We start from the raw sequence: 20,758 nt of genomic DNA, 5'->3' as shown, positions 1-20,758 counted from the left end.
CGGCTGACGTGTCAGGTCGACCGCGCGCCGGCGGAACTCCTCTGGATGTGCAGCGGGCATGGCTCGGACTCCTCTCCTGCAGCAGCAACGCTACAGATCAGGTGTCCGGAGAACCGGGTCAAGCTCCATCCAGGCTTCGGCCAGCGTGGTTCCTGCCAGTGCCACCGCGGTCGCCGCCGCGGTGGTTGCATCCATAATCGCAGCTATCCTTGCTATGCAGACGCATCAACAACCGCAATCCACCTCGTGATGATGGGTTCGGCACCCCCTGTTCGGCGCGTAGCGGCGGCAGCAGGCAACTCTTGGTGGTGATGAACCAGGACCTCCTAGAGGTGTGCACCTTCTCTACTCATAAACGAATAAGATGCCCTTATGAACTCTGAGTCTGCGGTGGTTTCGGAATCGTCCGGGGTGGTCCGTGCTGATCGCGACCAATTTGCAGTGGCGACCACGGATGCCAATGTTCTAGATGTAACCGCAGGTGGCTCGTTAATCGAGGTGGGCCCCGGATTTGTATCGGTCTTCACAGGTGTCTCTTACGGCCCGGTACATGTGACGCTGCGCGTGCTTGCAATCGAGCCGTCCGCAGTTGACGAGTCGTGGGAAGTCGTCGAGGAAGCCGTTGTCGAGGCAACATCGCCGATGTTCGCGCAAAACCTAGACGGCAAGACCAATTCCGAAATCGCGGCGATTCCGGCGGGGTCGTATCAAGTCCGTGTACATGCTTCGGGCAGAGACGAAGCAACATCCCTGGAGGTCAGCGAACCCACCGAACGCTATCGTTTCGATTTTTGGCCATACTCTGGCGGTGACGGTACGGCGGTTGCGACTCTGGTGAAAACGGATCGCGCTTGGTCGATCGACCATGCGGGCGGCGATGCAATTACTCCCGATTACACATGTGTCTACGCCCATGATGCATTGGGCGGTCATATGAGGGTCCCAATCGACTCTGACGAGGCCCGGAAAGAAATCGAGCTCAAAAAATTCGCTGGTGGATTGGATTTCGACGGCTGGTCAGCTACTGATTCAGGTGAAGCCAAAAAGGTTGCTTATCTTGATCCCGGTGTGGTGACTTGGTTATCGCACCAAACATCGACCACTTTGGCCCAGTTCAACACAGTGTGCGTCAGAGAAGCTATCGCACAAAGCGGTTTGGATCGGCACCGTTGGGTAGTCGAGTTGGTGGAGCAAGCACTCGCGAGTCAACGGATCGGCGACTACTACGACATTGTTAGAGGGGTAGAGTCCGATCCGCGTATACCCAAGCGTATTGTCCCAGGTCTACCCGGCAGCTTCGAGGTCGTACAACAACACGAGGCGGTCAAGACCTTAGCCGGGTTCTTCGACGCGGCCATGGTTCCCTACCCCACCAATGAGACCTCCCCGCTAGCTAAGTCTTTGGAGTGCTATTGGTATGCACTCGCAACTTTTGGGTTCGACAACTACAGGGCTCTTATATCGAAAGTAAGGTCACGTTTCAGCATTCCGATAAACCAATAAGCAAGCTGACCGACGACATCGACGGAACCGCCATCGCCGACGGCACCGGAGAATCGATCAGTTTCTCCGTCAACGGCGTCGACTGCAGCATCGACCTCAAGGACAAGAACGCCACCGAGTTCCACCGCAAACTCGACTATTACATCCAGCACGCCGAACGGGTGGGCGGCCGCAAGCGCAAGACCGCCACCCCCAAGCCGCCCGCAGCGACCGAATCGACGCCGCCCACGAAACGAGACCCCGCGCAGACCCGCGCCATCCGGGAATGGGCGAACGCCAACGGTTACACCGTCAATTCCCGCGGCCGCATTCCCGCCGAGATCGTCGAGGCCTACGACGCCGCGAACTGACCCGGACGACTGCGACCGCTGAACCCAGCGCGGGTGGCCCGGTCAACGCGCGCTCAACGCCCCGGTGACCGTCGTCAGCTCCGCCGCTGCGCGCCGTAGATGCAGCACGGTGGTCTGATCGGGCCCGGCCTCCCACGGCACCGGTGGCCCGGACCGCGCCCGCAGGTACCGCACGATGGATTCCACGGTGTCGGCGACCGCGGCGGCGAGCACCCGATACCCCGCGGCCGGGTCCTCGCAGGTGCAGTCGGCCAGCTGCAGCACGTCGCAGAGGTCGTCGAACGCGGCCCGCGCCTCCCACGACGCGGTGTCGGCGTCGCGGCCAAGCGCGACGTACCAGCTCTCCGCGGCTCGGCACACCTGTGTGCGGGCGGTGTCGAGCGCTCCGGCCAGCACCGGGTCGGTGTCGACGGTGCGGTGCACCAGTCGCAGCGCGAAAGCCACCGTCTGCACGTCCGCGGGGGTGAGGTCGTCCCCCCACGGCACGACCATCAACGCCGCGGCGGACGCCGCCACAGCTGCGGTGTCGCACCGGGCCGGTTCGGTGTGCTTGGTCTGCATCGGTCGCCCCCCTTTGACGTCGGCCGTCGTGGTCATTGTCGTTGATCACAAGATTTCTGCTCTGGATGCGGTGATCGACCCTGTCCACGACCGGGCGGACGGATCCGCAGGTGTTGCCGCCAGGCCGGTGAGGGTTTGCCTGCGGGTGTCACCGGCCGCCGCGGTCGATGCTCCGGTCGACGTCCGTGCCGCGCTCCCCCGAGGTCGCTTCCGGTACACCGGTCGGTGACCGCATCGAGGTGGCGTCCAGAGCGGCGGAGTTGGCGGTGTCGGTGAGCAGGTGCGCATCGACGGCTTCACCGTCGACGCCGGCCGCGGTCAGGGCCGAGGCGGTATGGGCGCGGCGCTGTGGGGTGTCCCAGTCGATGCGTGTGAGCGGAACCGCCGGTTCCTCTGGGGGCGTGGCGGCGCCGTCGCGGTCGTCGGCGACCCCTTCCGGTCCAGTTTCGTCGAAGACGGTCTCGCGTCGGGCACGGTCGGCGAGTTCGCGTTCGACGGCCGCTGCCACCGCGGCGGTGGCCACGGTGTCGCGCAGCTCGGGGAGATCGACGCCCTTGTCCAGCCGCAGCCGCTCCTCGATCGAGGTTGCGGCGCGATCGGCTACGGGCGAGGTGTCCTTCCACGTGTGGGCGACACGAACGACGTCGACGATCTGTTCATCGGTGGCGGTGGCCCACCATCGTCGGTCGCTCGCGCGCTGGAGGACGGCTTCCGCCGACCGCCGCTCGGCGGCCAACCGCGCAGCGAGGGATCGGGCGCGGGCATCGGAGGCGGCGGCCGCGACGCGCAGATTCTGCTCGCGGCGGCGGGCGAGGGCTTCGGCAACCTGCATCGCGACCTGCAGCGAGGTGCGCAGGACCATCCCGGTGTCGCGGGAGAGGGTCTGATGTTCGTCGGACATGCGGAGCCTTTCGGGTCGTTGGGCTGGCGGGGGTCAGGAGCGCTCGGTGGCGGGGTGGGCGTCGTCGAGATTCAGCAGCTCGGTGGGGATGTCGATGCTCGGGAGTGGGTGCACCTGCCGGTGGTGGGGGGTGCAGTCCTTGAAGGTGCCGTCCGGGGAGAGCAGTTTGGCCATGTGGTGGTCGGCGTGGTCTTTCCACCACACGCTCATCCCGGTGGCCGGATCGAGCCGCAGGTACTCCCACGCCCGCCACAGTGCGTCCACTCGTGCCCGCGCTTCGGGGTGGCAGAACCAGCTCGGGCACCACCGCATCGCCGGGTAGTCGACGGTCTTGCGCCGGTACGCCGGGGCGAGGAACTCGGTGAAGAACCGGTAGGCGTTGGGGTAATACGGGCCCACCTCCCCAACGCTCCCCCGCTCCCCCGGTTCTGCCTCCGGTGTCGTCACCGCGGTCAGCGCCCGCCGGACGGCGTCGGCGAGCGCGGTGTGCAACTCGGGGGTGAGCATTTCCTCGAACTGGGCTTGCGCGATCGCCTCCGCTTCGGCGGCCAGACGCACACCGACAGCACGCTCGACCAGCTCACCGAGCTGCCCGCTCAGCGGCGCCGCGTCCAATGCCCCGGGCCGTGCGGACGCGGTGTCGAGGTCGGTGAGGTCGAACTCGTCGCTCACGACGCCGTCTCCAAGGCCGGATATTCCACCGCCGCCTTGGGCGGCCGCGGCAGCAGCGAAGACGTGTCATCGGGCTCGGGGTCGTCGTCGTTGCGGGCAACCGTCGGATCCTGACCGGCGCGGATCTTCGCTGCCGCGACCTCCGCCGCGAACGGGCCGGTGTACCAGGGCATCGTCTCGAGTACGACCGGGGGACATTTCGCCGACCGCAGCACTGCCCGACCGGCGGGCATCGATTCGAGGTCGCCGGCCTCCAAGGTGCGAACCTTCTGGCGCTGCTGCGAGGTCGACCGACCCTATGTTCCGACGAATTTCCCTTGCCGTCCATCCCGCGTCACACCTACCATCGGGGTATGTCGCGCATGCTCGTAGTTCGCCGCCGCAGCGGGGTCTGATTCGGACCGACCCCTCGCTGCGGGTCGAACGAGCGCCCAGTCGGTCCACCTCTCCCTCTCGGAAGTGAACCGATCCCATGAGCATCAGCGCAGACATCCCCGGCATCGCCCTCGCATCGTCGTCTCACTCGGGGGCTTCCCCGAAAGCCCCCACGGCCGTCCGTTTCGGCTCGCTGCAGATCTCCGGCCGCCGCGCCGGCCGCGCCGACTACACCCTGACTCTCGCCGTCGGCGACGCCATCCTGCGGGACACCGTGCGGACCCACGGACCGGCCGACGCCGTCACCACGCTGCTGTACCGCGCCGGTATCCGGCTCGAGATCCACGAGTTCCACCAGCGCACCACCGCGGCGGGCGTCGTCACCGATCTGCGCGCCCAGCAGGATCGCCGCACGGAATGGGCCACCGGCATCGGACCGGACTCGGCGGAGTCGACGGCTCGCGCTCTGGTCGCGGCCGCCAACCTCACGGCGTAGTTCTCAGCCTCACGGCGTAGTTTTCAGCGCCCCTCCGCGAACAGTCGGGCAAGGGCCTCGTCCCACTCGCGATCTCGGCGTTCGGCGTAGCGGCGGGTCGCGGCCCCGCGGATCGTGAGAAGGACGATGCCGGCGGCGGTGAGCACGAGCACGGTCAGGAACGCCCCGGCGACGACGGTGTCGGCGTGGCTCGGCGGCGGGGCCACGCGGTTGCCGGCGGCGTCGACCGTGATGGAGACGCCGGTGCCGGTCGGCGTCCGAGGCGGCACCGCGACCGTGCCCTCGTGCTCGCGGCCGTCGAGCGTCCACGTCGCGGGCGTCGCGAGCGAACTCGAGGCGCCCGAGGTGACGTCGGCTGCGGTCGTTGCCGACGGCGCTTCCGCGGTGGTGGTGGCCTCGACGGTACGCAGGTTCGCGGCGGCGGCGTCGGCTGACCGGGCCAGCTGGCCGTAGCCGAAGACACCGAGAACGACGGCGAACGGTACGACCAGCAGGAACATCGTCAGCGTCGTGCGGTGCACTCGGGCCTCGGCTCGGTCCACGGGCCGTACCAGGGGATTGTCGGCTGCGTGCACCGGGCGCATCTGTCGGCTCCTGCGCTTCTGCATGTCGCTCACTGGTGGTTCCCTTCCCCTCCGCCGACCCCCGAGCCGCCTCTAACTGTTCTTCGGTGTTCCCCCTCCGTTCGGTGTGCAGTCCTCCCGCGGACTGTGGAGTCGCACACGCTGCGGGACCGATAACTGTTACCGTGTGTCATAGAAAATGCTCGACGAACGAGAGTCCACGGAAGGGTTCCGCGATGCCGGCCACCGAGCGATCGACCGTCTCCCGCCCCGGCGTCGACCTGGCGGTGTTCGTCACCGGTCGCCGCGACGGCCCGACCGTCGTCCTCATGCACGGGTGGCCGGACACCCACGAGTTGTGGACGCACGTCGTCCCGCTGCTCGCCGATCGGTTCCGGGTCGTCACCTACGACGCCCGCGGCGCCGGCGCGTCGACCACCCCGCCGCGCACGCGTGACTTCCGCCTGCCCGAACTCGCCGCCGACCTCCGGGCCGTGATCGACCACGTCTCCCCGACCGCCCCCGTGCACGTCCTGGCGCACGACTGGGGCGCCGTCGAGGCCTGGGAAGCCGTCGCCGAGGCGGACGCGCCGACCCGCATCGCGTCGTACACCTCGGTGTCCGGACCCAACCTGGATCACCTCGGCCGCTGGACACGCTCCCGCCTGCGTCGGCCGCACCCGCGCGGGCTCCTGCAGGTGTTCGCGCAGGTCCGCGCGTCCTGGTACACGGTCACCTTCCACGTGCCGCCGCTGGCGCGGGTGCGGATGTGGCGCATGAAGCGGAAGGGCTGGACGCAGTTCGTCGGCGAGTTCTCCGGCGTGCCGGCGGCGATGGCGGTCGAGTCACCGACCCTGCTCGACGACGCCTGGAACGGCCTGCGCCGCTACCGCGCCAACCTGATCCCCCGGTTGGTGCGGCCCCGGCGGCGGTACGTCGACGTGCCGGTGCATCTGATCGTGAACACGCGCGACGCCGCCGTCCGCCCGTTCCACTACGACGACACCGCCCGGTGGGTGCGGGACGTCTCGCGCACCGAACTCGACGCGGGCCACTGGTCGCCGCTCTCCCATCCGTGGGACATCGCCCGCATCACCGCCGCGTTCGTCGACAGCGTCGAGTCCGACCGCACCGTCGAGGCCGACCGCGCGGCGGAACCGGCGAGGCTCGCCTCCCGCTAGGTCCCGTCGACGTACACCCACCGCCCGTCGAGGCGGGTGAAGGTGCTGGTCTCCGCCAGCAGCCCGGACCGTCGGCCGTCGCGGAAACCGGCCTCGAATCGCACCGTGCCCTCGGTGTGGAACGGACCGCCGGCCGTGGTCGACAGGATGTCGAGCGACGTCCACACCCGGCCGTCGTCGCGGTCGAGTGTTCTCGGGCGGGTCGACGGGTGCCACGTCGCGAGCAAGTGCGCGGTGTTCCCCGTCGCGAAGGCGGTGAAGCGCGAGCGCATGAGCCGCTCGGCCGTCGGTGCCGCGCGCGGGTCGGCGAGCACCGGGCCGCAGCACGCGGACATCGGTCGGCCCGAGGTGCAGGGGCAGGAGTCGGGCCGACGGGTCACGGACGCCATCCTAGGGACCCGACGCGGCGGGGTCGCACACGACCACAGGTCGATATATCACTTTCTCGCATCGATCCTAGAGTCCGATATACGGCCCGACAGACCCCGGGGCCACGACTACAGTGGCGCCATGACGCTGTCGGACAGTTGGGCCAGCAAACAGGCCACGGTCACCCGAGTGGGGGCCGCCGAGGCCGTGCTGCGCGAACTGCGCTCGGCCATCGAGGGCGGCGAACTCGGCGTCGGTACCCGCCTGCCGTCGGAGGCCTCGCTGGCCACTCGATTCGGCGTCAGCCGCTCGGTCGTGCGCGAGGCACTGCGCTCCACCACAGCCCTCGGGCTGACCGAAACTCATACCGGCAAGGGCACATTCGTGGTCTCGACGCGTGTCGAGGCGGACGCCGTCTTCGGCAATCACTCCGCCGAATCCCTGCGCGAGGCCCGCCCGCACATCGAGATCCCCGCCGCGGCCCTGGCCGCCCAGCGTCGCTCGGACGACGACGTCGACGCCCTGCGCGCACTCCTGCGGCGGATGGAACGCGAGAGCGACCCCAAGGAGTGGGTGCGGCTCGACGGCGAGCTGCACCTGCGCATCGCCACCGCCAGCGGGAACGACGTGTTCTCCGCGGTGCTCACGGAGATCAGGGAGGCGCTCGCCGGCCAGTCCGAGCGGGTCAACCTGCTCCCGGACCGCGTCACCGCCTCCAACGCGGAGCATCGCGACATCGTCGACGCCATCGCGTCGGGCTCACCCGACGCCGCCTCGGAGGCGATGAGCCGCCACCTGCGGCGCGTCCAGGACGCGTTGGGACAGCTCAGCACCCGCTGATCGGGAGGGTTGACGCCATACCCCTGGGGGGTATCCTGAGGACATGACCACCACGAGCATCACCGTCACCGGCATGACCTGCGCCCACTGCGTGAACGCGGTGACCGAGGAGGTCGGCGCTCTCGACGGCGTCACCGGAGTCACCGTCGATCTGGCCACCGGCCGGGTCGACGTCGAATCCGCCGCCCCCGTGCCGGCCGACGCTCTCGCCGCCGCCGTCGACGAGGCCGGATACGAGATCGCGCCGTCGTGACGACGACGTCGACGTCCCCGGCCGTCGCGCCCGTGATCCGCCTCGACATCGGCGGCATGACCTGCGCGTCCTGCGCCGCTCGGATCGAGAAGAAGCTGAACCGACTCGACGGCGTGACGGCGACGGTCAACTACGCCACCGAGCAGGCCGTCGTCGAGACCGCCACCGCGACCACCGACGAGTTGGTTGCCACCGTCGAGAAGGCCGGCTACACGGCGACCGTGCCGTCGCCCGATCCCGAGCCGGACGCGGCACCGCAGCCGGCGGCCGACCCCCTCCGCACCCGGCTGGTGGTCTCCACCTGGCTCACCGTTCCCGTCGTCGCGATGGCGATGATTCCCGCCCTGCAGTTCCAGTACTGGCAGTGGCTCTCCCTCACGCTGGCCGCACCCGTGGTGGTGTGGGGCGGGCTGCCGTTCCACCGCGCCGCGTGGACCAACCTCCGCCACGGCGCCACCACCATGGACACCCTGGTGTCGGTGGGCACGCTCGCCGCCTTCGGCTGGTCGCTCTACGCGCTGTTCCTCGGACACGCCGGGATGCCCGGCATGACCCACGCCTTCCGGTTCACCGTGGAGCGATCCGACGGGGCGAGCAACATCTACCTCGAAGCCGCCGCGGGCGTGACCACCTTCCTGCTCGCCGGCCGCTACCTGGAGGCGCGCTCGAAGCGCAGCGCCGGCGCGGCCCTGCGCGCCCTGCTCGACGTCGGGTCCAAGACCGCCACCGTGCTGCGCGACGGACGCGAGACCACCGTGCGCGCCGACGATCTGGTGGTCGGCGACATCCTCGTGGTGCGTCCCGGCGAGAAGATCGCGGCCGACGGCGTCGTCGCGGTGGGCACGTCGTCGATCGACGCGTCGGCGATCACCGGCGAATCCGTCCCCGTCACCGTCGAGCCCGGCGACGCCGTCACCGGCGGCACCGTCAACGTGGGCAACGCCCTCGAGGTCACGGCCACCCGCGTCGGGTCGGACACCGCGCTGGCGCACATGGCGCGCATCGTCGAGGACGCCCAGAACGGCAAGGCCGACGCGCAGCGCCTGGCCGATCGGGTCTCGGCCGTGTTCGTCCCCGTCGTCATCGCGATCGCCGCCGCCACGCTGCTCGGCTGGGTGCTGCTCGACGGCAGCTGGTCCGCCGCCTTCACCGCCGCCGTCGCCGTGTTGATCATCGCGTGTCCGTGCGCACTCGGGTTGGCGACGCCGACCGCGCTGCTCGTCGGCACGGGCCGCGGCGCGCAGCTGGGCGTGCTGATCAAGGGCCCCGAGGTGCTCGAGCAGACCCGTCGGGTGGACACCGTCGTCCTCGACAAGACCGGCACGGTCACCACCGGCGTCATGACGGTGCGGTCGGTGGTCACGGACGGAGCGGACACCGACGAGGCCGACGTTCTCCGCCTGGCCGCCGGCGCCGAGTCCCGTTCCGAACATCCCGTCGCCCGGGCGATCGTGCGTGCCGTGGAGTCCGTCGATACCGCCGTCCCCACCGCCGTCACCGATGCCGAGAACCTGCCCGGCCTCGGGGTCCGCGCGACGGTGGACGGCCGCCGGGTCACCGTCGGACGCCCCGACCTGCTGGGCGCGCTGCCGACGACCCTCGCCGACGCCGTCACCGCGGCCGAGACCGCCGGTGCCACGGCCGTCGTCGTCGCGCTGGACGAGCGGCCGCTGGCCGTCGTCGCCGTGGCCGACACCGTGAAGGACACCTCCGCCGAGGCGATCCGCGGGTTGCGGGAGCTCGGACTCGAGCCGATCCTGCTGACCGGCGACAACGCCGCCGCCGCGCACGACGTCGCGACACGCGTGGGCATCGACCGCGTCCTGGCGGGAGTCCTGCCGGAGGGCAAGGTGGCGGCGATCGCCGACCTGCAGCGCGAGGGCCGGGTCGTGGCGATGATCGGCGACGGCGTCAACGACGCCGCGGCCCTGGCCACCGCGGATCTGGGGTTGTCGATGGGCACCGGCACGGACGCCGCCATCGAGGCCGGCGATCTCACCCTGGTGCGCGGCGACCTGCGGACGGCCGTGGACGCCGTCCGCCTGTCGCGGGCGACGTTGCGGACCATCCAGGTCAACCTGTTCTGGGCCTTCGCCTACAACGTCGCGGCGATTCCGTTGGCCGCCGCAGGCATGCTGAACCCCATGTTCGCGGGCGCGGCGATGGCACTCAGTTCGCTGTTCGTGGTGACCAATTCGCTGCGGCTGCGTCGGTTCCGATCCGCGGTGCCCTCGCCGTCCGTTCCCCCGGCGGTGCACGCCCGAGCGGACTAGTCTCTCGCGCATGACCGTGACGCAGGACGGTGCGCGGCGGGCCGCGGCGCCGCACCGGGCCGACGAGTTCATGACCCTCGCCGAGCCGCACCGGCGCGAGCTGCTCGCACACTGCTACCGCATGACCGGGTCCATCCACGACGCCGAGGATCTGGTGCAGGACACCTTCGTCCGCGGGTGGAAGGCCTACGGGAACTTCAAGGGCGAATCGTCGCTGCGCACGTGGCTGTACCGCATCGCCACCAACACCTGCCTGACGTCGCTGGAGGGTCGGGCGCGTCGGCCGCTGCCGTCGGGACTGGGCGCGCCGTCCGCCGACCCGTCCGACGAGCTGGTCGAGCGGCACGAGATCGCCTGGCTCGAGCCGTTCCCCGGCCGCGAGTCCGACGACGATCCGGCCACGACCGCGGTCGCGCGCGACTCCGTTCGGCTGGCCTTCGTCGCCGCGCTGCAACACCTCTCGGCCCGTCAGCGCGCGGTGCTGGTGCTGCGCGAGGTGCTGCAGTGGAAGGCGGCCGAGGTCGCCGAGCTCCTGGGCACCTCCACCGCGGCGGTCAACAGCCTGCTCCAGCGCGCCCGCGGTCAGATCGAGCAGATCATGCCCAGCGAGGACGACGTCGACGAACCCGAATCACCGGAGACGCGCGAGCTCCTGCAGCGCTACGTCGAGGGCTTCGAGACCTACGACATCGACGGCATCGTCAAACTCTTCGCCGCGGAGGCGATCTGGGAGATGCCGCCGTTCACCGGGTGGTACCGCGGGCCGGCCGACATCGGCGGGCTCATCTCCACCAAGTGCCCGGCCACGGGGCCGGAATCGATGCGCATGGTGGAGACGGTCGCCAACGGTCAGCCGGCCTTCGGGCTCTACATGCTCGGCGAGGACGGCGTGCACCGCGCGTTCCAGCTGCACGTCCTCGAGATCGTCGACGGCCGGGTGGCACACGTGGCGTGCTTCTTCGACCTCGACCTGTTCGAGCGGTTCGGGCTGCCCGCCACCTACCCCGGCTGACCGTCGGGGTTAGGTGGCCGGCCCGGGTCGGGCACGGGTCAGGCCACGGCGGCGTGCAGGTGCTCCTGCGCGAGCAGGCGGTAGGACTCGAGCCGCTCGTCGGTGTCGTCGATGCCGCTGGCCACGATCACCTCGTCGACGCCGTGGCGATCGGCGAACTCCGCGATGTAGCGCGACGCCTCGGCCGGCGTCCCGACGGCGGTGAACCTGGTCATCCCCTGGATCTGTCGCCCGGCGGGGGAGTCCATGATCATGTCCACCTCCTCGGGCGTGAACGTCTGCCCGCGCCCGACCATCTGGACGACCCGGCGACGGATGCCCTGCTCGAGCAATTCGTGGGCCCGCGCAGCGTTCTCGGAGACCACGGCGTTGACCCCGGCGATCACGTAGGGCTCGGCCAGTGCCGCGGACGGACGAAAGGTCTCGCGGTAGACCGACACGGCCTCGGCCAGCGAGTCGGGCGCGAAGTGCGAGGCGTTGGCGTAGGGGAGACCCAGGTGCGCGGCGAGCTGAGCGCCGAACAACGACGATCCGAGGATGTACAGCGGCACATTGGTTCCGGCTCCCGGCACGGCGGCCACACCCGGAATCCGGCTGGCGCCGGCGAGGTACGCCTGCAGTTCCAGCACGTCCTGCGGGAAGCTGTCCGCCGACGACGGATCGCGGCGCAGCGCCCGCATGGTGTTCTGATCGGATCCCGGCGCGCGGCCGAGACCGAGGTCGATGCGACCGGGATGCAGCGTGGCGAGTGTGCCGAACTGCTCCGCGATGGTGAGCGGGGAGTGGTTGGGAAGCATGACGCCCCCGGCGCCGAGACGAATCGTGGACGTGTGCGCGGCGACGTGCGCGATCACCACCGACGTCGCCGACGACGCGATCGACGGCATGTTGTGGTGCTCGGCGTACCAGACTCGCCGGTAGCCCGACTCCTCCGCCGTCCACGCGAGCGCCACGCTGGCGGCGAAACTGTCTGCGGCCGTGCGGCCTTCGGCGATATGAGCAAGGTCCAGGACCGACAACGGGACGACCACGACGACACACCTTTCGATAGCGACTGACCGTGGTGCAACCACGACGCCGACGAGGTTGTTCCCCGGACCTACCGGCCGGTTCCGGTGTGCCCGAATCGCCGACGATAAACCCGCACTCGCATTGTTCCGGACACCATGGATAAACTCCGGGTCGGAACCGCATTTCACCGTGGCGGTGAGTGACGGGCCGATGAGTCCACCGCAGCGAACAGAGGGGCCGTCATGGCAAAGCAGGTCTACGTGGAATTGGTCGACGACATCGACGGTTCCCCCATCAAGTCCGGTAAGGGCGAAACCATCGGATTCGCGGTCGACGGGGTCGATTACGAAATCGACCTCGGCACCAAGAATGCCAAGGAATTCCGGAAGCAACTCGATTACTGGACCGGTTACGCGACCAAACTGAACGGTCGGACCAAGAAGGCGACGGCGAAGAAGTCCTCGACCGCGACTCCGGCTCGGGATCCGCTGCAGACCAAGGCGATTCGCGAGTGGGCCGCACAGAACGGCTACACGGTCTCGGCCCGCGGACGTATTCCCGCGGAGGTCGCGGACGCGTACAACGCCGCCCAGTAGTTCGCCCGGTCGTTCGCCCGGTCCTAGGCTCAGCACAATTCGGGGCCGGTCCCGCAGCGGCGGACCACCACGCGCCCGATCAGTCCGATTCCGACGACGGCCGCGCCGGCCCCAACGGACGCCGGCGGCAGCGTCACCACCAATGCGCCGCAGCCCAGCAGTCCGACCCCCTGGAGAATGCGCGGGTAGCGCCGCGCGGCCCCCCGTTGCCGCGCGGCCGCGATATTCGCCACCGCGTAGTAGAGCAACACCCCGAAGGACGAGAATCCGATCATCTCGCGGATATCCACGGTGGCCGTGAGCACGACGATCACCGCCGCGACGACGAGCGTCGCCGTCCGCGGGGTCGACCGCGCGTCGTCGATGCGCGCCCACCGCGTCGGGAGGTCACCCTCCCGCGCCATCGCCAGCGTGGTGCGCGACAGCCCCGCCAGCAGGGCCAGCAACGCGCCCGCGGACGCCAGTACCGCGGCGCCCCGCACCGCCGCGTCCAGCGCGGGGTGCCCCAGCTCGGCGACAGCGGCCGCCACCGGCGCCGGAGACGCGGCCACGCCGTCGGCCCCGAGGACGGCGAGCACGGTCACCGCGACGGCCGTGTAGGCGACGATCACCACGGCGAACGCCAGCACCACGGCTCGCGGAACGGTGCGCGCCGGATCGCGCACCTCCTCACCGAGCGTCGCGATGCGCGCGTACCCCGCGAAGGCGAAGAACAGAATCCCCGCCGCCCCCAGCACCCCGCCGAGACCCGGCCCGCCCGACGGGACGACGGCGGCCAGGTCGGGTGACGACGCCGCGCCCGCCACCACCACGGCCAGCAGAATCGCTCCCACGATCGCGACGACGACGCGGGTGGCGAGCGCCGTCCGCGTGATGCCGGCGAGGTCGATCGCCGTGACCACCAGCACGACCAGCACGGCGACCGGGCGGGCGTGGTCGGGCCAGGCGTAGGTGCCGACGGTCCAGGCCATCGCGGCGCAGCTCGCGGTCTTGCCCACCACGAAGCACCAGCCCGCGGCGAACCCCCACCACTCGTTCAGCTCGGCCCGGCCGTAGGCGTAGACACCGCCCGACGTCGGATGCTGCGCCGCCAACTGGGCGGTGGACGTCGCGTTGCAGAACGCCACCACCGCCGCGACCGCGAGGGCGGGCAGCAGCCAGGACCCGGCGGCCGCCGCGGCCGGACCCAGCGCGGCGAAGATCCCCGCCCCGATCATCGATCCCACCCCGATGGCCACCGCGTCGAACGTTCCGAGTCGTCTCGCGAGCGGCACGGCCGTCACTCTAGGGGGGCGGGGGACGACACGCGTTTCGATGAATGGCGATTAACCGAAACCGGCCCGCCGCAGGGTGCGCTGCATTAGCGTCGGTCACACCGCTGCCCGCTGCGCCTATCCCACCCCACCCGGAGGAACCCGTGTCCGAGCCGTCCCTGTCCGCCGGTGAGACCACCACGCCGCTGCTCACCGACACCATCGGTGACGACTTCGACCGGACCGTCGCCCGCGTCGGGACGAACGACGCGCTGATCGACCTGGCGTCGGGACGTCGGTGGACGTACGAGGAGCTGCGTCGGGACGTCGACGCCGTCGCCCGCGGGCTGCTGGCCGACGGGGTCGCGCAGGGTGATCGCGTCGCCGTCTGGGCACCCAACCGACCCGAGTGGACGATCCTGCAGTACGCCACCGCCAAGATCGGCGCGGTGCTGGTGACCGTCAACCCGGCCTACCGCGCGCGGGAGCTGCAGTACGTGCTGACGCAGGCGCAGGTGTCGATCCTGGTGGCCGTCACCGCGCACGCGACCAGTGACTACGCCGCGATGATCGAGGAGGTCCGCGGCGACTGCCCCGACCTGCGCCGCGTGGTGTTCATGGACACCGACGACTGGGCCGCGGTCGCGCAGGCGGGGGAGGCGGTGTCGGCGGAGCAGCTGGCGACCCGCTCGGCCGAGTTGACCGCGGACGACGCGATCAACATCCAGTACACCTCGGGCACCACCGGGTTCCCCAAGGGCGCGACCCTCAGCCACCGGAACATCCTCAACAACGGCTATTTCGTCGGCGAGCTCTGCCACTACACCGAACGGGACCGCGTCTGCATTCCGGTGCCGTTCTACCACTGCTTCGGCATGGTGATGGGCAATCTCGCCTGCACCTCGCACGGTGCGGCGATGGTGATTCCGGGTCCGTCGTTCGACCCCGCCGCGGTGCTGCGGGCGGTGACGGCGGAGCGGTGCACGTCGCTCTACGGCGTGCCGACCATGTTCATCGCCGTCCTCGCCGCGCTCGACGGTGCCGGCGACGACGGTGCAGCCGACCACGACCTCGGCAGCCTGCGCACCGGCATCATGGCCGGCTCACCGTGCCCCACCGAGGTGATGAAGCAGGTCATCGAGGTCCTCGGCATGACCGAGGTGTCCATCGCGTACGGCATGACGGAGACGTCACCGGTCTCGCTGCAGACCCGCTCGGACGACACCCTCGAGCAGCGCGTGTCCACGGTCGGCCGCGTCGGACCGCACCTCGAGGTGAAGATCGTCGATCCCGTCACCGGGGAGACGGTGCCGCACGGCGAGCCGGGCGAGCTGTGCACCCGCGGCTACTCGGTGATGCTGGGGTACTGGAACAACCCCGAGAAGACCGCCGAGGCCATCGACGACGACCGGTGGATGCACACCGGCGACATCGGCGTCATGGACGACGACGGCTACGTCGCCGTCACCGGCCGGATCAAGGACATGGTGATCCGGGGCGGCGAGAACATCTACCCGCGCGAGATCGAGGAGTTCCTCTACACGCACCCCGATATCCTCGATGCGCAGGTGGTGGGCGTTCCCGATGCGAAGTACGGCGAGGAACTGCTGGCCTGCGTGCGGCTGCGGGACGGGGCGACGACCCTCACCGCGGACGACCTGCGGGAGTTCTGCCGCGGACAGCTGGCGCACTACAAGATCCCCCGCTACGTCGAGGTGCTCGACGAGTTCCCCATGACGGTGACGGGCAAGGTCCGCAAGATCGAGCTGCGGGAGCGGTTCGCGCGCTGATCAGGCCCGGAACAGCATGGTCTCGGCGGTGAGGCCGGGCCCGAACGCCATCGCGCAGCCGCGACCGGTGTCACCGCGGTCCATCATCTCCTTCAGCACGAAGAGGACGGTGGCCGAGGACATGTTGCCGTAGTCGTCCAGAACCTTCCGGGACGCCGACAGCCGGTCCGGCGTCAGCTCCAACGCGCCCTCCACGGCGTCGAGAATGGACCGGCCGCCGGGGTGGATCGCCCAGAGGTCGATCGACGACGCCTCCGAGCCCGCGAGCACCGTCTTCATCGTGGGTGCGTCGAGCGCGCGTGACAGCGAGCCCGGCACCTTGCCGGACAGCACCATGTCGAAGCCCATCCCGCCGATCCGCCACGTGATCAGCTCGCGCGAATCCTCGATCATCAGCGCCTGGAACGACTCGAGGGCGAGACCCTGCTCGTCGGCCGTCACCAGCACCGCCGCCGCGCCGTCGCCGAAGACGAGGAACGAGAGCATCGTCTCGAGGTCCTGCGTGGACTGCATGTGCAGCGAGCACAGCTCCACGCTGACCACCAGGACACGCGCGGTCGGCTCGGAGCGCACGATGTGGTGCGCGAGCTTGAGTCCGTTGATCCCGGCGAAGCACCCCATGAAGCCGACCTGCGTGCGCTCGACCGTGGTGGGAACGCCGCACCGACGCATGATCTCGAAGTCGATGCCCGGCGCGTAGAACCCGGTGCAGGTCAACACGATCAGGTGGGTCACGTCCGCCGCCCCGGCCCCGAGCCCCAGGCCGTCGACGGCCCGCACCGCGAGATCCGGTGCGCTGCGCTCGAACTCGATCATGCGGGTCTCGGTGTCGACGGCATTGGGGTCGTCGCCGTAGAAACTCGCGACCGACGGGAACGCCGCCCACCGATGGCTGATCTGCGCGCGCTCGGCCATCCGACGGAACAGCAGGTGCTTGCGCCGTTCGGCGAAGGAGTTCTGCGCGTACGCGACGAAGTCGTCGTGCACGTCGTACTCGGGTACCGCGGTGGCGATCGCGTTGACGTAGGCGGTGGTGGGACTCACCCCAGCGGGGTTCCCGTCCACCGGATCGCCAACCACCGCGACAATGGTGGGTATGCGCATCGAAGACCGTGACTGGGTGGAGAACGCGCTGCGGATCGTCGAGGCCGACGCCAACCGCAGCGCGGACACCCACCTGCACCCGTTCCCGCTGCCCGCGTCGTGGGGGATCGACCTCTACCTCAAGGACGAGTCGGTGCACCCCACCGGTTCGCTCAAGCACCGCCTGGCGCGCTCGCTGTTCCTGTTCGGGCTCGCGAACGGCGACATCGGCCCGGACACCACCCTGGTGGAGGCGTCGTCCGGGTCGACCGCGGTGTCCGAGGCCTACTTCGCGCGACTGATCGGGCTGGAATTCGTCGCCGTGATGCCGGCGTCCACCTCGCCCGCCAAGATCGCCCTCATCGAGCGGTACGGCGGCATCTGTCGCCTGGTCGAGTCCTCGGGCGCGGTGTACGACGTCGCGGAAGAGCTGGGCGCACAGGAGAACTGGTTGTACCTCGATCAGTTCACCAACGCCTCGGTGGTCACCGACTGGCGCGGCAACAATTCCATCGCCGCCTCCATCTTCGATCAGATGTCCCTGGAGCGGTTCCCCGTGCCGTCGTGGGTGGTGGTCGGCGCGGGCACCGGCGGCACGTCGGCCACCATCGGCCGGTACGTGCGCTACCGCCGCGTCCCGACGCGCGTCTGCGTCGTCGACCCCGAGGGCTCCGCGTTCCATGACGCGTGGCTCACCGGCCGACGCGACGTCGTCGGCACCGGGTCGCGCATCGAGGGTATCGGTCGCCCGCGCGTCGAGCCGTCGTTCGTCCCCGCGGTCATCGAACGGATGGAGCGTGTGCCCGACGCCGCGTCGGTCGCCGCGGCGCGCATGCTCGGCCGGGTCACCGGACTCCATGCCGGCGGGTCGACGGGGACCAATCTGATCGGCGCGTTTCGGCTGGTCTCGGAGATGCGCGCCGCGGGGGAGCGGGGCAGCATCGTCACCCTGCTCTGCGACGGCGGGGAGCGGTACGAGCACACCTACTACGACGACGCGTGGGTGGCCGAGCGTGGGTGGGACCTCGCCGCCGAGCACGACCGCATCGACCGGTTCCTCGCCACGGGCGAGTTCTCCGGCGCGTCGTGAGCGCGGACTAGCCTGACGTCATGGCCGAGAACGAGAATTCTTCCTCAACTGCGTCGTCCGAGCCCACGTCGTCCGAACCCAAGGGCGGCCGTCCGGGTCCGGCGGACCAGGGCGGCGCCGGCGGCATGGCGACCCGGGAGAACGCGCCCGAGGTGGCCGAGACCGAAGCGCGCGAAGGCACCGACTGACGTGGTCACCATCGGCCGGGCGACGGTCCGGGACGCCGATCCTGCTGTGCTGTACCGCATTCTGCGTCTGCGGACACAGGTGTTCGTCCACGAGCAGCGCATCGTGGACGAGGAGGAGATCGACGGTCGGGACCTCGAGGACACCACCACCTTGTTCTGGGTGGAGGAGAACGGGGAGGTCCTGGCCACCCTGCGACTGCTCCAGGACGACACGCCGGCGCATGTCGGCCGCGTGGCGACGGCGCAGCAGGCCCGCGGCCGCGGTCTCGCGGCCGACCTGGTGCGGGCCGCACTCGATCACGCAGGGACCGACGTCGCCATCTCCGCGCAGGCCTACCTCGAGGGTTGGTACGGGCGCTTCGGGTTCGTCCGGACGGGGGAGAACTACCTCGAGGCGGGCATCGACCACGTGCCCATGCTGTTCACGCGACCGTGACCGTCACGATCGATTACACCGGCGGAACAGCTCTCGTCACCGGACGGGATCTTTCGGGCACCCGCGCGGGACGCTGAACCCGGGTTGCCGCTTTCGTTTCTTTCGATTTATGCTGAGTCATGACCGCATTGATGACACGCACCGTTCTGCCCTCCCCTGCGGGTGACCGAGATGTTCTCGATGCTCTCGGCGTAGCACTGTCCGGCGATCACGAGGTCTACGTGTCCGCAGAAGGCGAGTCCGCCGGCGTACGTCTCCCTGACGAGCTGCGTGCCGTCCTCGTCGACGCGGTGGCCGCATTGGCACGAGGCAACGCCGTCACTGTCGAGCCTCACCGCACGGTTCTGACCACGCAGGAAGCTGCGGACCTGCTGGGCATCACTCGTCCGACGTTCGTGCGGCTTCTCGATGCAGGGAGGATCCCGTTCACCACGCCCGGGAGGCACCGCCGTGTCGAACTCAAGGACGTGCTCGCCTACCGCGACGACCAGCAGGCCACACGGCGACAAGCACTCGATGCAATGGCAGCTCAGGCCACACCGGACCCACAGGACGCGGTCCGCGGCCCCATCACCACACGCTGAACCGAGACCTGCTACCGATGGCAACGTTCCGTGTGGTCCTCGATGCATGCGTCCTGCTGCCGCAGACACTGTGCGATGTTCTCCTCAGCATCGCCGACGCAGACCTGTTTCGACCGCTGTGGTCCCCCGACCTCCTCGATGAGGTCGAGCGCAACCTCTCCGGACCCCGGTTCCGGAAGACGCCCACGCAAGCGGCCCACCGCGTAGCAGCAATGCGCGCCGCCTTCCCACTGGCAGAGGAGGAGACACGGGGCTACACCGAGTTGATCGCAGCCATGACCAACGACCCCAAGGACCGGCACGTCCTGGCCGCCGCGGTGCGCGCCAACGCCGCAGTGATCGTGACCTCGAACCTCGAGGACTTCCCCGCCGCCGCGGCCGACCCGTTCGACATCGAGATCCTCGGCCCCGACGACTTTCTGTGCGACCAGCTCGACCTGGATCCCGACACCGTGCTTCACGCCCTGAACGTAATGTTGGAACGCAACCGCATACCTCCCCGAGACTTGGTCGAGCTGATCGATTCCCTCCGGGAGCAGACGCCGCAGTTCACCGCCGCCCTACTCGACATGCTCCGACCGGACGGTCCCGCAATCAGTATCGAGAACGGTGCGGATCTACCGGAACTGTCAGACGAACAGATCGGTGCGATGCCCGAGGATCAGCGTGCCGCGTACCTGCACCTACGCGACAAGGACCCGGCGGAACGGGCCCGCTTTCTCGGGCAGATTCCCCTGGTCAACGCCGCGTGGGACTTCCTGTATACCGCCTGCAGAGACGGCGACCTCCGTGCTGCGTGGCCGAGTGTCGATCCCGACTATCGGATCACTCTGACCACCCGCTGGGTGGACGACAACGCAGCAGCCATGACGGTGGATGGGTGGGACCATGATGCCGTCGCCCGCGCGCTGGCCGAACCGACCCCTGCACACCCACTCTGGGTTCATTTCGAGCGAGTGCATGTTCGCGGCTTTCGCGCCGCACTGCCGGATCCGGACGACTGGGGAATCGGAGCGCACACCCGCCTCCTCGGACCGAGCCTGGAAGCACTCTTTCTGCACGACACCTCCGCCCTTGCCGACGGCGTGTGGCATCCGAACCAATTGAGCTTCATCGTCCCGCTGGTCATGCACCACCGCGACGGCCGATGGATGCTCCATGCTCTCGGACAACAGGACGCCCCACCGATGGACGAACTTGCCACATTCCAGTCCGGCACGGACGACCATTGAGCAGAACACCCAGCCAGAACCCGGCAACGGTCATCGCGGCCGCACCGACCCGCGAGGCCCGCTCTACGAGAGGTGGTTCAGCAACGCCAGGATCTCATTGGATTCGTCGATCAGCCGTGAGTCCCGTTTCGAGATGAGCAATTCAC

Annotated in this window: 24 protein-coding genes; 15 read left to right on the top strand and 9 right to left on the bottom strand. The window is 69.3% G+C overall.

Annotation, left to right across the window (positions count from 1 at the left end):
- The first annotated feature begins 372 nt into the window (after positions 1-372).
- Together HQ603_RS15080 and HQ603_RS15075 are read left to right on the top strand one after the other, a co-directional pair.
- Complete coding sequence (locus HQ603_RS15080) at positions 373-1,503, top strand: hypothetical protein (protein WP_214502027.1); 1,131 nt, start codon at positions 373-375, stop codon at positions 1,501-1,503.
- A complete protein-coding gene (locus HQ603_RS15075; protein WP_222685474.1) occupies positions 1,500-1,853 on the top strand; it encodes a histone-like nucleoid-structuring protein Lsr2 in 354 nt (117 codons plus the stop codon). Before HQ603_RS15080 ends, HQ603_RS15075 begins: the two co-directional genes overlap by 4 nt.
- A 42-nt stretch (positions 1,854-1,895) precedes the next feature.
- Here the strand turns inward: HQ603_RS15075 and HQ603_RS15070 are convergent, their stop codons facing one another.
- From HQ603_RS15070 to HQ603_RS15055, 4 genes are all read right to left on the bottom strand, one after another.
- A complete protein-coding gene (locus HQ603_RS15070) occupies positions 1,896-2,414 on the bottom strand; it encodes a hypothetical protein (protein WP_222685456.1) in 519 nt (172 codons plus the stop codon).
- Between the two features lie 148 nt (positions 2,415-2,562).
- Positions 2,563-3,315 (bottom strand): hypothetical protein, encoded by a 753-nt coding sequence (locus HQ603_RS15065; protein WP_222685454.1) that lies wholly within the window; start codon positions 3,313-3,315, stop codon positions 2,563-2,565.
- Between the two features lie 33 nt (positions 3,316-3,348).
- Positions 3,349-3,987: a DUF4913 domain-containing protein gene (locus tag HQ603_RS15060; RefSeq protein WP_308126554.1), complete on the bottom strand. Its 639-nt coding sequence runs from the start codon at positions 3,985-3,987 to the stop codon at positions 3,349-3,351.
- On the bottom strand, positions 3,984-4,244 hold the full coding sequence (locus HQ603_RS15055) for a hypothetical protein (protein WP_222685452.1): 261 nt from the start codon (positions 4,242-4,244) through the stop codon (positions 3,984-3,986). The genes HQ603_RS15060 and HQ603_RS15055 overlap by 4 nt, the downstream gene beginning before the upstream one ends.
- A 215-nt stretch (positions 4,245-4,459) precedes the next feature.
- On the opposite strand from HQ603_RS15055, the gene HQ603_RS15050 reads away from it, so the two are divergent.
- Complete coding sequence (locus tag HQ603_RS15050; protein WP_222685451.1) at positions 4,460-4,858, top strand: alpha-isopropylmalate synthase regulatory domain-containing protein; 399 nt, start codon at positions 4,460-4,462, stop codon at positions 4,856-4,858.
- Positions 4,859-4,881: 23 nt separating this feature from the next.
- On the opposite strand, the gene HQ603_RS15045 is transcribed toward HQ603_RS15050, so the two are convergent.
- Complete coding sequence (locus tag HQ603_RS15045; RefSeq protein WP_442981441.1) at positions 4,882-5,466, bottom strand: Rv1733c family protein; 585 nt, start codon at positions 5,464-5,466, stop codon at positions 4,882-4,884.
- 191 nt (positions 5,467-5,657) lie between these two features.
- On the opposite strand from HQ603_RS15045, the gene HQ603_RS15040 reads away from it, so the two are divergent.
- Complete coding sequence (locus HQ603_RS15040) at positions 5,658-6,602, top strand: alpha/beta fold hydrolase (RefSeq protein ID WP_222685447.1); 945 nt, start codon at positions 5,658-5,660, stop codon at positions 6,600-6,602.
- Here HQ603_RS15040 and HQ603_RS15035 read toward each other — a convergent pair.
- Entirely contained in the window at positions 6,599-6,991 is a 393-nt protein-coding gene (locus HQ603_RS15035) for a YchJ family protein (RefSeq protein WP_222685445.1), read from the bottom strand. The genes HQ603_RS15040 and HQ603_RS15035 overlap by 4 nt on opposite strands.
- 121 nt (positions 6,992-7,112) lie before the next feature.
- Between HQ603_RS15035 and HQ603_RS15030 the strand changes: the two genes are divergently transcribed.
- From HQ603_RS15030 to HQ603_RS15015, 4 genes are read left to right on the top strand one after another with little or no spacing between them, the layout of a single operon-like run.
- Complete coding sequence (locus HQ603_RS15030) at positions 7,113-7,811, top strand: FadR/GntR family transcriptional regulator (protein WP_222685443.1); 699 nt, start codon at positions 7,113-7,115, stop codon at positions 7,809-7,811.
- Between the two features lie 43 nt (positions 7,812-7,854).
- Positions 7,855-8,064 (top strand): heavy-metal-associated domain-containing protein, encoded by a 210-nt coding sequence (locus HQ603_RS15025; RefSeq protein WP_222685442.1) that lies wholly within the window; start codon positions 7,855-7,857, stop codon positions 8,062-8,064.
- On the top strand, positions 8,061-10,337 hold the full coding sequence (locus tag HQ603_RS15020) for a heavy metal translocating P-type ATPase (protein WP_308126553.1): 2,277 nt from the start codon (positions 8,061-8,063) through the stop codon (positions 10,335-10,337). The genes HQ603_RS15025 and HQ603_RS15020 overlap by 4 nt, the downstream gene beginning before the upstream one ends.
- A gap of 10 nt (positions 10,338-10,347) precedes the next feature.
- Positions 10,348-11,349, top strand: coding sequence for a sigma-70 family RNA polymerase sigma factor (locus tag HQ603_RS15015; RefSeq protein WP_222685440.1), 1,002 nt, complete (start codon positions 10,348-10,350; stop codon positions 11,347-11,349).
- Between the two features lie 38 nt (positions 11,350-11,387).
- Here the strand turns inward: HQ603_RS15015 and HQ603_RS15010 are convergent, their stop codons facing one another.
- On the bottom strand, positions 11,388-12,380 hold the full coding sequence (locus tag HQ603_RS15010; RefSeq protein WP_222685438.1) for an LLM class flavin-dependent oxidoreductase: 993 nt from the start codon (positions 12,378-12,380) through the stop codon (positions 11,388-11,390).
- Positions 12,381-12,602: 222 nt separating this feature from the next.
- Here HQ603_RS15010 and HQ603_RS15005 point away from each other — a divergent pair, with 222 nt between their 5' ends.
- The gene (locus HQ603_RS15005) at positions 12,603-12,956 is read left to right on the top strand and encodes a histone-like nucleoid-structuring protein Lsr2 (protein WP_222685436.1); all 354 of its coding nucleotides are present in this window, start codon (positions 12,603-12,605) and stop codon (positions 12,954-12,956) included.
- A 29-nt stretch (positions 12,957-12,985) separates the two neighbouring features.
- Here HQ603_RS15005 and HQ603_RS15000 read toward each other — a convergent pair whose 3' ends face one another.
- Positions 12,986-14,230 carry an APC family permease gene (locus tag HQ603_RS15000; RefSeq protein WP_308126552.1) on the bottom strand — a complete coding sequence of 415 codons (1,245 nt, stop codon included), beginning with the start codon at positions 14,228-14,230 and terminating at the stop codon, positions 12,986-12,988.
- 44 nt (positions 14,231-14,274) lie between these two features.
- Between HQ603_RS15000 and HQ603_RS14995 the strand changes: the two genes are divergently transcribed.
- Entirely contained in the window at positions 14,275-15,999 is a 1,725-nt protein-coding gene (locus HQ603_RS14995; protein ID WP_222685434.1) for an AMP-binding protein, read from the top strand.
- Here HQ603_RS14995 and HQ603_RS14990 read toward each other — a convergent pair whose 3' ends face one another.
- The gene (locus HQ603_RS14990) at positions 16,000-17,043 is read right to left on the bottom strand and encodes a type III polyketide synthase (RefSeq protein WP_308126550.1); all 1,044 of its coding nucleotides are present in this window, start codon (positions 17,041-17,043) and stop codon (positions 16,000-16,002) included.
- Between the two features lie 52 nt (positions 17,044-17,095).
- Here HQ603_RS14990 and HQ603_RS14985 point away from each other — a divergent pair, with 52 nt between their 5' ends.
- The 5 genes from HQ603_RS14985 to HQ603_RS14965 all read left to right on the top strand — a co-directional run bounded on the left by HQ603_RS14985 (position 17,096) and on the right by HQ603_RS14965 (position 20,612).
- Entirely contained in the window at positions 17,096-18,172 is a 1,077-nt protein-coding gene (locus HQ603_RS14985; protein ID WP_261773890.1) for a PLP-dependent cysteine synthase family protein, read from the top strand.
- Between the two features lie 20 nt (positions 18,173-18,192).
- The gene (locus tag HQ603_RS14980; protein WP_167322373.1) at positions 18,193-18,360 is read left to right on the top strand and encodes a hypothetical protein; all 168 of its coding nucleotides are present in this window, start codon (positions 18,193-18,195) and stop codon (positions 18,358-18,360) included.
- 1 nt (position 18,361) lies between these two features.
- Positions 18,362-18,796 (top strand): GNAT family N-acetyltransferase, encoded by a 435-nt coding sequence (locus HQ603_RS14975; RefSeq protein ID WP_222685430.1) that lies wholly within the window; start codon positions 18,362-18,364, stop codon positions 18,794-18,796.
- A gap of 119 nt (positions 18,797-18,915) precedes the next feature.
- Positions 18,916-19,380 (top strand): helix-turn-helix domain-containing protein, encoded by a 465-nt coding sequence (locus tag HQ603_RS14970; RefSeq protein WP_222685428.1) that lies wholly within the window; start codon positions 18,916-18,918, stop codon positions 19,378-19,380.
- 17 nt (positions 19,381-19,397) lie between these two features.
- Entirely contained in the window at positions 19,398-20,612 is a 1,215-nt protein-coding gene (locus HQ603_RS14965; RefSeq protein WP_222685427.1) for a PIN domain-containing protein, read from the top strand.
- Positions 20,613-20,758 lie beyond the last annotated feature (146 nt).

The organism is Rhodococcoides corynebacterioides, assembly GCF_019834675.1.
Lineage (GTDB): Bacteria > Actinomycetota > Actinomycetes > Mycobacteriales > Mycobacteriaceae > Rhodococcoides > Rhodococcoides corynebacterioides_A.
This window is presented reverse-complemented; position numbering and strand designations above follow the sequence as displayed.

Excerpts from the sequence above, each read along its gene's own strand:
- HQ603_RS14980 (WP_167322373.1), top strand. The coding sequence starts at position 18,193 with ATGGCCGAGAACGAGAATTCTTCCTCAACTGCGTCGTCCGAGCCCACG.
- HQ603_RS15005 (WP_222685436.1), top strand. The coding sequence starts at position 12,603 with ATGGCAAAGCAGGTCTACGTGGAATTGGTCGACGACATCGACGGTTCC.
- HQ603_RS15065 (WP_222685454.1), bottom strand. The coding sequence starts at position 3,315 with ATGTCCGACGAACATCAGACCCTCTCCCGCGACACCGGGATGGTCCTG.
- HQ603_RS14995 (WP_222685434.1), top strand. The coding sequence starts at position 14,275 with ATGGCGATTAACCGAAACCGGCCCGCCGCAGGGTGCGCTGCATTAGCG.
- HQ603_RS15080 (WP_214502027.1), top strand. The coding sequence starts at position 373 with ATGAACTCTGAGTCTGCGGTGGTTTCGGAATCGTCCGGGGTGGTCCGT.
- HQ603_RS15015 (WP_222685440.1), top strand. The coding sequence starts at position 10,348 with ATGACCGTGACGCAGGACGGTGCGCGGCGGGCCGCGGCGCCGCACCGG.
- HQ603_RS15035 (WP_222685445.1), bottom strand. The coding sequence starts at position 6,991 with ATGGCGTCCGTGACCCGTCGGCCCGACTCCTGCCCCTGCACCTCGGGC.
- HQ603_RS15050 (WP_222685451.1), top strand. The coding sequence starts at position 4,460 with ATGAGCATCAGCGCAGACATCCCCGGCATCGCCCTCGCATCGTCGTCT.
- HQ603_RS14965 (WP_222685427.1), top strand. The coding sequence starts at position 19,398 with ATGGCAACGTTCCGTGTGGTCCTCGATGCATGCGTCCTGCTGCCGCAG.
- HQ603_RS14985 (WP_261773890.1), top strand. The coding sequence starts at position 17,096 with ATGCGCATCGAAGACCGTGACTGGGTGGAGAACGCGCTGCGGATCGTC.
- HQ603_RS15030 (WP_222685443.1), top strand. The coding sequence starts at position 7,113 with ATGACGCTGTCGGACAGTTGGGCCAGCAAACAGGCCACGGTCACCCGA.
- HQ603_RS15040 (WP_222685447.1), top strand. The coding sequence starts at position 5,658 with ATGCCGGCCACCGAGCGATCGACCGTCTCCCGCCCCGGCGTCGACCTG.
- HQ603_RS14970 (WP_222685428.1), top strand. The coding sequence starts at position 18,916 with ATGACCGCATTGATGACACGCACCGTTCTGCCCTCCCCTGCGGGTGAC.
- HQ603_RS15025 (WP_222685442.1), top strand. The coding sequence starts at position 7,855 with ATGACCACCACGAGCATCACCGTCACCGGCATGACCTGCGCCCACTGC.
- HQ603_RS15045 (WP_442981441.1), bottom strand. The coding sequence starts at position 5,466 with ATGCAGAAGCGCAGGAGCCGACAGATGCGCCCGGTGCACGCAGCCGAC.
- HQ603_RS15070 (WP_222685456.1), bottom strand. The coding sequence starts at position 2,414 with ATGCAGACCAAGCACACCGAACCGGCCCGGTGCGACACCGCAGCTGTG.